Source organism: Porifericola rhodea, assembly GCF_030506305.1.
GTDB lineage: Bacteria > Bacteroidota > Bacteroidia > Cytophagales > Cyclobacteriaceae > Catalinimonas > Catalinimonas rhodea.
The window spans coordinates 2723596-2736149 of the sequence record NZ_CP119421.1; the positions used below are offsets into that span (position 1 = coordinate 2723596).

Annotated in this window: 12 protein-coding genes and 1 tRNA gene; 9 read left to right on the forward strand and 4 right to left on the reverse strand. The window is 41.6% G+C overall.

Features of this window, described 5'->3' with window-relative positions; translation table 11 throughout:
* Positions 1–8: 8 nt before the first annotated feature.
* The 6 genes from PZB74_RS11160 to PZB74_RS11185 all read left to right on the forward strand — a co-directional run bounded on the left by PZB74_RS11160 (position 9) and on the right by PZB74_RS11185 (position 5721).
* A complete protein-coding gene (locus PZB74_RS11160; protein ID WP_302242711.1) occupies positions 9–836 on the forward strand; it encodes a DUF4249 domain-containing protein in 828 nt (275 codons plus the stop codon).
* 76 nt (positions 837–912) lie between these two features.
* The gene (locus tag PZB74_RS11165) at positions 913–2247 is read left to right on the forward strand and encodes a DUF4270 family protein (protein ID WP_302242712.1); all 1335 of its coding nucleotides are present in this window, start codon (positions 913–915) and stop codon (positions 2245–2247) included.
* A 5-nt stretch (positions 2248–2252) separates the two neighbouring features.
* Positions 2253–3245 (forward strand): Kelch repeat-containing protein, encoded by a 993-nt coding sequence (locus tag PZB74_RS11170; RefSeq protein ID WP_302242713.1) that lies wholly within the window; start codon positions 2253–2255, stop codon positions 3243–3245.
* 36 nt (positions 3246–3281) lie between these two features.
* Positions 3282–4697, forward strand: a complete 1416-nt coding sequence (locus tag PZB74_RS11175; RefSeq protein WP_302242714.1) for a S41 family peptidase — start codon at positions 3282–3284, stop codon at positions 4695–4697.
* Positions 4698–4834: 137 nt separating this feature from the next.
* Positions 4835–5269: an RrF2 family transcriptional regulator gene (locus PZB74_RS11180; RefSeq protein WP_302242716.1), complete on the forward strand. Its 435-nt coding sequence runs from the start codon at positions 4835–4837 to the stop codon at positions 5267–5269.
* 56 nt (positions 5270–5325) lie between these two features.
* Complete coding sequence (locus PZB74_RS11185; RefSeq protein WP_367281478.1) at positions 5326–5721, forward strand: group III truncated hemoglobin; 396 nt, start codon at positions 5326–5328, stop codon at positions 5719–5721.
* A 131-nt stretch (positions 5722–5852) separates the two neighbouring features.
* Here PZB74_RS11185 and PZB74_RS11190 read toward each other — a convergent pair.
* The 3 genes from PZB74_RS11190 to mltG form a co-directional block, all read right to left on the reverse strand.
* Positions 5853–5937: transfer RNA gene (locus PZB74_RS11190), tRNA-Ser, on the reverse strand.
* Positions 5938–6016: 79 nt separating this feature from the next.
* Positions 6017–6439: an acyl-CoA thioesterase gene (locus PZB74_RS11195; protein WP_302242717.1), complete on the reverse strand. Its 423-nt coding sequence runs from the start codon at positions 6437–6439 to the stop codon at positions 6017–6019.
* A gap of 2 nt (positions 6440–6441) precedes the next feature.
* Positions 6442–7485 carry an endolytic transglycosylase MltG gene (mltG, locus tag PZB74_RS11200; RefSeq protein ID WP_436837130.1) on the reverse strand — a complete coding sequence of 348 codons (1044 nt, stop codon included), beginning with the start codon at positions 7483–7485 and terminating at the stop codon, positions 6442–6444.
* Between the two features lie 274 nt (positions 7486–7759).
* Between mltG and PZB74_RS11205 the strand changes: the two genes are divergently transcribed.
* From PZB74_RS11205 to PZB74_RS11215, 3 genes are all read left to right on the forward strand, one after another.
* Complete coding sequence (locus tag PZB74_RS11205) at positions 7760–8392, forward strand: L-threonylcarbamoyladenylate synthase (protein WP_302242719.1); 633 nt, start codon at positions 7760–7762, stop codon at positions 8390–8392.
* A gap of 12 nt (positions 8393–8404) precedes the next feature.
* Complete coding sequence (locus PZB74_RS11210; RefSeq protein ID WP_302242720.1) at positions 8405–9055, forward strand: WbqC family protein; 651 nt, start codon at positions 8405–8407, stop codon at positions 9053–9055.
* A 106-nt stretch (positions 9056–9161) separates the two neighbouring features.
* Positions 9162–11693, forward strand: coding sequence for an ATP-dependent Clp protease ATP-binding subunit (locus PZB74_RS11215; RefSeq protein WP_302242722.1), 2532 nt, complete (start codon positions 9162–9164; stop codon positions 11691–11693).
* Positions 11694–11749: 56 nt separating this feature from the next.
* Here the strand turns inward: PZB74_RS11215 and PZB74_RS11220 are convergent, their stop codons facing one another.
* Complete coding sequence (locus tag PZB74_RS11220; protein ID WP_302242723.1) at positions 11750–12478, reverse strand: DUF481 domain-containing protein; 729 nt, start codon at positions 12476–12478, stop codon at positions 11750–11752.
* Between the last annotated feature and the right edge of the window lie 76 nt (positions 12479–12554).

A 12554-nucleotide genomic window follows, 5' to 3' on the forward strand; every position in this document is an offset into this window, starting at 1 on the left:
CCTGTGCTATGAAAAACTTATCCTTCATTCTTTTTGCAAATTTCATTTTACTGCTTGCCTGCGAAGAGGTTCCTGTTTTTGATGAAACACAGCAGCGCCCTGTAGTGCAGGCATTTCTGTACGCTGACGAAGCCGTAGATTCTATTCAGTTAACTACGCTGGTGCCTTTTGGAAGTGAGTCAGAAGAAGCGCCCCCCATTACTAATGCACAGCTTAAGATTAGCTCAGCAGGAGAAGAATATGTGTTAAGCCATCTCGAAGAAAAGGCAGGTTATTATGCTTATAGCGGAAGTAATCTGGAGATTAAAGTGGGGCAAACTTACCAGCTTAGCTTTGAGTACAATGGCGAATTGGTAAGTGCCGAAACTACAGTGCCGACTCCTCCACAGCACCTAAGCCTAGAGGTAGAAGAAATTTTTCTGCCCCAGATAAGTAGTCAGGAAGATCTGTTTACCAATCGTGAGCTAATGCAACAAACCATAGCCCTGGACTGGGACTACGAGGAAGGAGCTTACTACTATGTATTGATAGAAAATTTGGAAGATGACCCTGAGCCTATCAATCAACTGGATATCAATTTTGCACCTTTTGCCAGGTTTATTTCGGCTCCTAGCCAGGATAACTTTATGAGTATAAGACCCCTGTTGCAGTTTCAGTCTTTTGGCACTCATCGCATTAGGGTGTACAAGCTTAACGAAGAGTATGCAAAACTGTACGAATCGCTGGAGCAGGATTCTCGCAATCTCAACGAACCTTACTCTAACATACAAAACGGCCTGGGCATATTTACGGCCTTCTCTTCGCAGGAAGTTTTTCTGGAGGTTGTCAAGCAATAACAGGAAAAAGTAAAGTAAGAAGCAATTATATAAGCCAAGCTAGGTTTTGGCTTTCATTTAACATTAGAAGTATACTATGAAAATAACGAAGATGCTAGGCGCTATATGCTTAGCAATGGGGAGTTTGCTGTTTCTGTCCTCTTGTGGGGACGAAGACCTGATGCTGGAAGAAGAACTTGTGGCCCCTTTTTATCTTGGCTTTACAGATACAGTGAGCCTTCAGATGTCAAGTATGCAGGCGGACTCTATTATTAGCTCCGGTACAGGTAGACTGCTTATAGGAAGTCTGGAGGATGAATACCTGGGTAAGCTTAGAGCGCAGACGTTTTTTCAGCTGGGCTTAAACGGTGTGCTTTTACCATCAGAAGATGCTGTGTACGATTCTCTGGTTTTGTACCTGACGACCAATAACTATATCTACGGTGATAGTAGTCAGCCGCAAAAAATAAGCGTACATCGCATTACAGAAGAGTATAATACAGTAGAAGATGACTATTTCTATAATACTCAGTCTTTACGATACGAAGAAAGTGCCCTGGGTGCATTGAGCTTTAGCCCGAACTACCGCCAGCGAGATTCTCTTAGCATACGTTTGAATGATGAGTGGGGGAAAGCTCTGTTTGAAATGGGACAGAACGGTGACGTAGCTTTAAGTACTACCGAAGATTTTCAGGAGTATCTACCGGGCCTCACCCTGCTAGCTGATAGTACTTCAGGAGGTGCTGTTTTGGGTTATGCTGCCAGTGCTTCGCAGATTTATATGCGCCTTTATTATCATCAGACAGGCGAAGAACTGCAAACCTACACTTATGATTTTCAGCTTTCTAACAGCACTCAACAGTTCAATCAGTTTGAAAGCACGCGTACGCAAAATGCTCTTGCTGATTTGCAAAGTGTGAAAAAACCTCTGGCAGATACCATTACTGATCAAATGACTTTTGTACAGGGAGGGAGTGGGCTCATTACGCGTATAAATATCCCTCACCTGGAAGATTTCCCTGAGCTTGGCGAGTATATGTATATCACTCAGGCAGAGTTGGTACTTAAACCGGTGCTGCCTGACGAAACTCAGTTCAACTTACCAGATAGCCTGCTCATGTTTACGGTAGATCATCCTGATGATATTATGCCTCTCATCTCATTTGGAGTGGGCGATAGCGATACCTGGGTCTGGATGAGTGGCTTACAGCTGGATGACGAATACGACCGCAATACGGAATACCGCTTCAATATCACTGATTTTATTGTAGACGAAGTTAGTAGTGATGCACTTAGCGAAAAGTTTCTGGTGCTTACACTACCCAACCTCAGCAATCAGGTGCATAGCATGTATCTTGGTAGCGACACACATCCTGAATACCAAACCAAACTCGAGATTTCATATTCACAATTGACCAATTTAATTAATTAAGAAAGATGTATAAGAGACCATTATTTGTATTACTAATTAGCATATTTAGCCTGTACGCCTGCACTACTGATGACGAAACCGAAGAGACTTTAGGCAATTGGGTAGAAGTAGCAGACTTTGATGGGCCTGCCAGAAGCGGAGCTATTTCTTTTTCAATAGGCAATAGGGCATATGTGGGCCTGGGTTATGATGGTAGCGACCGACTGAACGACTTTTGGGAGTACGACCAGGATAGAAATTTTTGGGTTAAACGTGCTACCTTTCCGGGCAGTGCCCGAAACGCAGCGGTTGCTTTTGCTGCCAATGGCAAAGGTTATATTACAACCGGATATGATGGAAGCAACGAACTCAAGGACTTCTGGGAATATGACCCAAACACCGATAGCTGGACACAAAAAGCGGATTTTCCTGGTGATGCGCGCATTGGAGCTGTAGCATTTAGCATAGATAATATGGGCTATGTAGGCACTGGTAACAATGGCGATAACGACCTCAAAGACTTCTGGAAGTATGATCCTGCTAGTGACACCTGGACACAGATACCTTTCAGTGGATCCAAAAGGGTAGATGCTTTTGCTTTTGTTATAGATGGTATGGCCTATATCGGTGGAGGCAGAAACAATGGGCTGTACGAGCAGGATTTCTGGCAGTTTGATCCCCTTGATGTACGCTGGACAGAACTACTTGACCTGGATGAAGATGATTATCCTATAGCCAGAGAAAATACAGTAAGCTTTGCCATTAACGGTAAAGGCTACATAAGTACCGGTTCTACTGGCTCTGCCTTGCGCGATACTTATGAGTATAATCCGGTAGCAGATGAGTGGGAGCAAAAGACCAGCCTGGAAGGCGCATCTCGTGAAGAGGCTGTTGCCTTTGTACTTACCAGTGGAGAAGGCACTACTACCGCCTTTGTAGCTACCGGCAGAAGCGGACAGTCTCGCTTTGACGATGTGTGGCAGTTTTTTCCGGACGAAGAGTATGACGAAGAAGATTAGAGCATAGCAGCAAAACTATATTTAAACTTTTCAAGCATGAAAAACCTAAGGGGGTATTGGCTAATCATTAGCTATGTGTTCTTTTCCTTCCTCTCTGCCTGTAGCCAGGATGAAGATGTGCTGGAGCCTGTTGTAACGGAAGATTCACTTGCAGTTGTAGATGACTCCCAGTATAGTCTCATAAACGACTGGGTATATGAAGTGATGAGTACTTACTATTTCTGGAGCGATGAAGTTAATGCTCCAGATTCTACAAACGTTGATCCCGAAGGCTATTTTTATTCTATCCTTAATGAAGGAGATGCTTTCTCCTACATCACAGATGATTATGAGGGTTTAATGGAAGAATTTAGCGGTGTGTATACGGGTATGGGCTTTGCTCCGGCATTCGGCCTGCTTTCGGGTAGCGATCGGGTATTCATGATTATAGAATATGTATACGCTGACTCACCTGCCGATAGGGCGGGGTTAAAAAGAGGAGATATAGTGTTAGCGATAGATGGACAGGAGATGAATACAGAAAACTATTTTCAACTATTTAGTGAAAGCCAGTATACCCTTAGTCTGGCCAGTTATGATGAAGAGAATGGGTTCACAGATTTAGATGAAGGCATCACTTTGAGTGCGGAAGTAATAAACGCAGATCCGGTGCTCCACCATGAGCTAATTTCTTATGCGGATAAGAAGATAGGTTATATGGTTTACAGTGAGTTTATCTCTGGAGAAAACAACGAATGGCTCAACAGCCTCAGCAATACGCTTAGTGAGTTTGCGCAGCAGGGAGTAGAAGAAATGGTAGTTGACTTGAGGTACAACCCTGGTGGAGAAATTACTATGGCGCAGTATCTGGCTAGTGCTTTGGCTCCCAGCTCAGTTGTAGCCAGCCAGGAGGTGTTTGTCAAGTTTGAGTACAACCCTTTACTGGAGGCCTCTATTATTTCGTACGAAGGAGTAGATTCACAAAATCTATATAATACTTTTGTTAATTACGGACATAATCTAAACCTGGAGCGTATATACTTTCTCACCACTGGCAGTACAGCCTCATCCAGCGAACTGTTAATTAACGGTCTGGATCCGTACATGGAAGTAGTGACCATTGGAGAGCCCACTGTAGGTAAGTTTTATGGTTCATGGGTAATTCCTGACCTTGAAGAGCCTGTCCGTCATAATTGGGCACTTATGCCTATCGTCCTTAAATATGCCAATGCCGAAGGGGTAACAGATTTTGTAGATGGACTTCAACCTGACTATTGGGTAGAAGATAATCTGTTGGAGGCCAAAGCTTTTGGGGATACCAGCGATCCTATGTTAGCTACCGCCCTTAGCCTGATCGGTGGCGAGCTTAATACCAGAATATTACGAGAGCAAAATTACCGTTCTTACCAAAGGCTGGAAAAGCCCGCCCAAAACAGAAAAAACAAGACCATACTGATAGATATGTACGAATAACCTGAGAAAGACTGTCTTCCTTAAGGCAGTCTTTTTATACAAGTACTACTTGCATAAAATAAGTTTGGTTTTATATAGGACAAATTTATCCTACTTAGTACATTGTATCATTATTAATTGTGTACAAGGTTTAATCAATGTTTTCAAAGACATGTGAGTACGGTATTCGGGCAATTATCTATATAGCTTCACAAACTGCTAAAGGTGATCGGGTGAGTCAAAAGGAGGTAGCCTATGAAATTGAATCCCCAATGGCTTTTACAGCTAAGATTCTTCAGCAATTAGCTAAAAAAGATCTGGTACGATCAGTTATGGGACCTAACGGAGGGTTTGAGATTGAAGAGAGTAGGCTTAGAGAAATAAAGATAGGAGAAGTTGTAGATGCTATAGATGGAGACTCTATCTATCGTGGCTGCGGATTAGGACTCAAAGATTGCAATGCAGCACAACCGTGTCCGCTGCACGATAAGTTTGTTAAGATAAGAAATGATCTGAGGAAAATGCTGGAAAGCACAAGCCTGTATGATTTAGCTATGGGCTTAGAAAACGGCCTTAGCTTCTTAAAACGATAAAAACTTACAATTAAGTAGCGCAAAATTGTCTTAGTTGTTTTCAAAGTAAACTGTCTATGATGCTCAAAAAACAAATCACCAAACTAGAAGATGTGAGGCTTTTAGTTAATAGTTTTTACGATAAAGTTCGGGAAGATAAGTTTCTGGCACCTATTTTTAATGAGCGTATTGGAGACAAGTGGCCTGAACATCTGGAAAAAATGTACAGGTTCTGGCAGACGGTGTTACTGGCAGAGCATACCTATATGGGAAGCCCTTTTCCGCCTCATGCCCGATTAGCTATAGAGCATACTCACTTTGAACGCTGGTTACAGCTTTTTACAGAAACCTTAGAGGAGTACTTTGCAGGTGAAAAAGCTGAAGAAGCAAAATGGAGAGCACAAAAAATGGCTGAGATGTTTCAGTATAAAATAGCCAGGTATCAGGCTACACAACAGAAACCCCTGATTTGAGACTCAACTTTGTTTTCCTGTAATTTGCGGAAAGGAGGAGCCTTATTTGCTGAAGGATAGCGTTTTTAGATAAAGTATAGACATAAAAAAAAGCCCTTTAAACGAAATTTAAGGGGCTTTACTATTATAAGCAGAGAGTGAGGGATTCGAACCCCCGGACCCGTGAAGGTCTCCGGTTTTCAAGACCGGCGCGTTCGACCACTCCGCCAACTCTCTGTATGAATTTGTGCTTCGGTGAACGAGAATGCAAATTTAGATATTTTCATTTTAATGCCAAATTCTGGAAGCGAGAAATTTAATTTTTTTCTGCATTTTCAAAAAAAGGTCGTAGCAGGGCAAGCATCTTTTCCGAAGGACGGCAAGGTCTCTTAGTCTTGGCATTAATAAAGGCCAGCTTAGTTTCACCGGAATGAACCAACTGCTCAGCCTCATTATATAGCTTATAATGAAATGCAATTCGTACGGAAGGCATTTCTAGAATACTAACTTCTATACGCAAAAGGTCATCATATACAGCAGGCCCATGATAGTAAGAGTGGTTTTCCAGTACTGGCATCATAATTCCTTCTTCTTCCAGTTCTTTATAGCTCATGCCTAATGCTCTCAAAGCTTCTACACGGGCTACTTCAAAGTAAGATGCATAATTGCCATAGTAAACATAGGCCATCTGATCAGTTTCGCCATACCGAACCCTGATTTGTGTAGTGTGTGTATACATGCTTAATTATATATTCCGGCTTTACTAAGTGCGCGCTGGTAGCGGCGGGCATTGGCCAGGTGGGCTCTTAGGTTTGTGGCAAAATTATGATAGCCAGAAAAGTCTTCCTTGGCACACATGTACAAATAATTATGATCCTCATGATTAAGCACAGCATCAATAGCAAAGATAGATGGAGCACGGATAGGCCCAGGAGGGAGGCCTGCATATTTGTATGTATTATATGGCGAGTCAATTTCTTTATGCTTATCTAATACTCTGCGAATCGTAAAATCCTGCGCGGCAAAAACCAAAGTAGGGTCAGCCTGTAATGCGATATTGCGTTCCAAACGGTTAAGATAAAGACCTGCTACTACCGGAGCTTCGTCAATTTTGTTAGTTTCTGACTCTACAATAGAGGCTAAAATTGAGACTTCAAGAGGGCTCATGTTAAGGGCTGCAGCTTTGCTTTTCCGTTCGTCATTCCAGAAGCGCTCATACTCCTGATGCATACGGTCCAGCAGTTCTCTTTCGCTGGTAGTCCAGAACATCTCATAGGTATTTGGTAGAAACATCGTCATAATGTTCTCCTCATTAAAACCATACTCTGCGATGATGGCAGTGTCTTGTATCAGGCGTAAAAACTCATCTGCATCAGCCTCCAGGTTAGCGGTAAGCTTTTCTGCAAGCTCAGGTTTCAGTCTTACATTGTTAAAAGTAACATTTACCGGCTCCTGCTTACCAGACCTAAGCAGCCGTATGGCTTCCAGGTTAGACATGTTAGAACTTAGCACATACCTTCCAGGCTTTACGTATTGATCGTACTTCATAAGTTTGGCCAGTACACTAAAAGATAGCAGATCGTTTACATATTTCTTTTCGTGTAGTTTGTCTCTTACCTCATCAAAAGTGGATCCTGTAGGTATCAGAAATTCCTTTTCAGGCTGATCTACCAGCACATTAGGCGACATAAGTGTCTGGTAAGCGTAGAAAGAGAAAGAAATAATAAAAACAGCAAATACTACCAGGCTAATAATGAGTACTTTATGTCTTTTCATTCGTATTATTTTTACTATTTGTGGTCAGTGCTAGTTTGTTTTAGGTAAAGCAATAATTGTAATAAAGCGTTCAGTTTGCCCCGACCTGATTTTATAAGCTCAGCAAAATTAGTAATTTGTCTGAGAAGGACATTTTTGATGCCCTTTTTATATTCCTCCAATGTGTATGTAGTTTTTTAATGAAAGTTTGCGTAAAAACTTAATTGCAGACATTAAACATTGTCGCACATTTAATTAGTTTAGCTAATACTTTTTAAGATTTTTCACTATAAAACATCCATCTATGAAAGCAGAGCTTTTTAAAATACACCCTGAAAATCCCGAGCAGCGTAAAATAGATAAGGTAGTAGAGGTACTACGCCGTGGTGGGGTTATTATTTATCCTACAGATACTGTTTATGGTATAGGATGTGACATTTACAACAAAGATGCTGTGGAGCGTGTAGCCCGAATTAAGGGTGTAGACTCTTCTAAAAATAATTTTTCTTTTATCTGCAATGACCTGAGTCACATTGCCGAATACGTACGAAACCTGCCAACTCCTACTTTTAAATTGATGAAAAAGACCCTTCCCGGGCCATATACCTATATCCTGAAGTCTAGCAGCAAGGTGCCTAAAGTAATAGATTCTAAGAAGAAGACTGTAGGAATAAGGGTGCCAGACCATAATATTCCGCGCATGATTGTGCAGACTTTAGGAAACCCAATAGTTACTACTTCCATTCACGACGATGACGAGATCGTAGAATATTCTACAGACCCTGACATGATCTATGAGAACTTTAGCCATCTGGTAGATGTGATCGTTGATGGTGGCCCAGGAAATAATGTGGCCTCTACCGTAGTAGACTGCACTGATGATTATGAAGTAAAAATAGTAAGAGAAGGAATGGGCGACTTAGCGCCTTTCATGTAATTTAAGTATTTAATGAATCATTCATCAGCAGATGCTGTTCTTCTTGAACTACATTATCTGCCTTGTATAGCTTATTTTATCCACTTAAAGAGGTTTCGAAAGATAATACTGGAGGTAAATGAGAACTACACCAAGCAAACCTACCGAAACCGCAGCTATATCCTTACTGCCAATAAAGTACAGATGCTCAGCATACCGGTTAGTAAGGATGGGGAAAAAAGTAAACTTAAAGAGATCAGAATAGACTACACGCAGCGCTGGCAAAATAACCATTGGAGGGCAATTAAGTCCGCCTACGGCAAGTCTCCTTTTTTTGATTTCTTTGCGGATTACTTCCATGACATTTTATACAGTAATTACAAATTTTTAGTAGATATGAATCTGGATTTACTGACAAAATGTCTGGAGCTATTAAGCTGGCATGATAAACAAATTGAGATCACAAACACTTATATGGAAGCAACTGATAGCCAATGTATTGACCTGAGGGGGGAAATTGACCTGAAGTCTCGCCCTCCGGAGGATACAGAGGGAGGCTTTAAAGCCTACAATCAGATTTTTGGCAAAAACTTTGTACCCAACCTTAGTGTAATAGATTTACTATTTTGTGAAGGTGCAAATGCCAATGTGATTTTAGGGCAATCTTCCCTCCCCCATCGGTGAACATTTGCTTTCTCAGACTTGTTGATTTCTAGTACAAAATTTCTATCTTGCTCGTATGCAGGATGGGGCAAATAACGATTTCCGACTTACTATAATTCCTTAGTTTATGGAAGCTAAATTTTCTAATAGAGTAAAAGAAGTAATTTCCCTGAGTAGAGAGGAGGCTCTTCGCTTGGGGCATGATTATATTGGTACAGAACACTTGCTACTCGGCATGATCAGAGAAGGAGAAGGCGTAGCTGTAAGTCTGCTGAAGAAGCTAGGTGTTTCTTTAGATGAGCTTAGAAATGCTGTAGAGCAGGCAACTAAGGGCACCGCTACCGGCAATGTAAAAAATCTCGCCAATATTCCTCTGACCCGCCAGTCAGAGAAGGTTTTGAAGATCACGTATCTCGAAGCTAAAATTTTTAAAAGTCAGCTGATTGGCACTGAACACCTTCTGCTATCAATTTTGAGAGACGAAGACAATATTGCTACTCAGATACTGGAGAAGTTTGACGTAAACTATGATGTTGTGAAAGAACTCCTTGAATATCAGACTGAGAACCCTATGGCATCTTCTGATACTGATGACAGTGATGAAGATTCCTCAAGCCGTATCTTCGGTGGCTCTAGCTCAGGGCGTGAGTCTAAAGGCTCAGAAAAATCTCGTACTCCGGTACTGGACAATTTTGGTCGCGACCTTACTAAGCTAGCCGACGATGACAAGCTTGACCCTATTGTGGGTAGAGAAAAAGAAATTGAACGTGTAGCTCAGATTTTGAGTAGAAGAAAGAAGAATAACCCTATTCTTATTGGTGAGCCCGGCGTGGGTAAAACCGCTATTGCTGAAGGACTGGCGCTGCGTATCGTTCAAAAGAAAGTATCTCGTGTACTCTTTAATAAAAGAGTAGTAACACTGGACCTGGCCTCTTTGGTGGCTGGTACTAAATACCGTGGTCAGTTTGAAGAGCGTATGAAGGCAGTAATGAATGAGATTGAGAAATCTCCTGATGTTATCCTTTTTATTGATGAGCTTCATACTATTGTAGGAGCTGGTGGTGCCTCAGGCTCACTAGATGCTTCTAACATGTTCAAGCCGGCTTTAGCTAGAGGAGAGATACAATGCATCGGTGCTACAACATTAGATGAGTACCGTCAGTACATAGAAAAAGATGGTGCATTGGCACGTAGGTTCCAGGTGGTAATGGTTGACGCTACTTCTCCGGAAGAGACAATGCAAATCCTAAATAACATTAAGGATAAGTATGAGAGTCATCACCATGTAAACTATACTCAGGAAGCACTTGACGCTTGCGTTAGCCTTTCTGACCGCTACATTAGCGACCGTTTCTTGCCAGATAAAGCTATAGATGTGCTTGATGAAGCCGGAGCTCGTGTACACATCAACAATATTCATGTACCTGATGAGATTGTGAAGCTGGAAGAAGCCATTGAAAACATCAAGGTTGAGAAAAACCGAGTGGTCAAAAGCCAGAAGTACGAAGAGGCAGCACAGCTAAGAGATCGTGAGAAGAAGCTGTTAGATCAGTTGGAAAGTGCTAAACAAAAATGGGAAGAGGAAACTCGCACCAAGCGTTATACTGTAAATGAAGAGAATGTAGCTGAAGTTATTGCTATGATGACTGGAATACCTACCAGCAGAGTAGCCCAAAACGAAAGCCAGAAACTTCTGGGTATGGGCGAAGAGCTTAAAGGTAAGGTAATCGGCCAGGATGATGCAATTAATAAACTAGCTAAAGCGATACAAAGAACCAGAGTAGGGCTTAAAGATCCGCAGAAGCCAATTGGTACTTTTGTATTCTTAGGGCCAACAGGTGTTGGTAAAACTGAGCTGGCAAAAGTATTGGCAACTTACCTCTTTGATAAAGAAGACGCACTTATACGTATAGATATGAGTGAGTATATGGAGAAATTCTCCGTATCTCGCCTGGTAGGAGCGCCTCCCGGATATGTAGGTTATGAAGAAGGAGGACAGCTTACTGAAAAGGTAAGAAGAAAGCCCTATAGTGTAGTATTGCTGGATGAGATTGAAAAAGCTCATCCCGATGTATTTAACCTACTACTTCAGGTACTAGATGACGGTATTCTTACCGATGGTCTGGGAAGAAGAGTAGACTTCCGTAACACCATTATCATCATGACTTCAAATATTGGGGCTCGTGATCTTAAAGATTTTGGTGCGGGTATCGGTTTCTCTACGCAGGCTAAAGAAGAGAGTATGGATGAGATTATGAAATCTACTATCCAGAATGCACTCAAAAAGACGTTTAGTCCTGAGTTCTTAAACAGATTGGATGATGTTATTGTGTTCAACTCTCTTAAGAGAGAAGATATTCACAAGATCATTGATATTACTCTAAACAAGCTGTTTGCGCGTGTTACAGCGCTTGGTTATACTATTGAGTTAACTAAGAAAGCTAAGGATTTTATAGCTGACAAAGGTTATGATCCTCAATACGGAGCCAGACCGCTCAACAGAGCTATCCAAAAATACCTGGAAGATGCCGTAGCTGAAGAAATACTGAAAGGTGACGTAGAGCCTACAGATATTATTGCGGCTGACTATGATGGTAAGAGCGATCACTTATCGCTAAGCCACAAGAAGAAGAAGATGGAAAAAGAAAAGAAAGACTAAGTCTTTCTTTTCCAAAAAATAAACGAAAGGACTGCTATTTAGCAGTCCTTTTTTTGTTAGAAGCTTAAGATGATGCCATTGGTTACAGAGTACACTAATTTATTAATAGGTACTACAGGGCGATTCTCATAGCCTGCAAAAACAGCAGTGTTTAACGATAATTTTGAGGTAACATTGACCAGTAAGTTAAGATCCCCGCTGATACGGTGTCTAAAATATTCAGCTTCAGGGTCGTAACCAGTTTGATAATAAGAAATGATATTAAGGTGTATATGATCATTCACCTGAAACCTACCAGAGATATAGTTAGAAGATTTCCAGATATTTAATTGCTCATTGTCTTCTCTGGGGCCGGGGTAGTTCCACTGTTCGTGCTCATACATAGCGCCTACTCCCGCATAAAAGCTATTCTTCTCCGTCTTTTTTAAGCGAAAACGCAATCCACCTCCCACAAGCCAGCGGTTTTGCATACCTCTACCCTGATCATACTGCAACTGTGAAAACAGCTCATAAGAAACCGATTGTTTGCGTAAGAAGTTGGTGCGAAAATGCCCGTACCCGCTGCTGTTAATCGGGTCATCAGAGGTGGCATTATAATGAAATTCGCTAATGAGCAGATAGCTATGCTTTTCAGAAATGTATGCAAAGTCTGAGTTTGCGCTTAGTCCTATAAAAGATACCGTCTCTCCATCGTCATTAATGCTCCTGTTGTTTGTATTGAAAGAAAGCCCCATGCTTCCGAGAAAATAATTGGCGGAATCTCCACTAAGCCTGACCTTTTCCACATTTAAAATCTGACAGCATGCAGTCGAAAAGCTACCTACCACTAGCACTAGAATAAAAAACAATCTTAATGACATA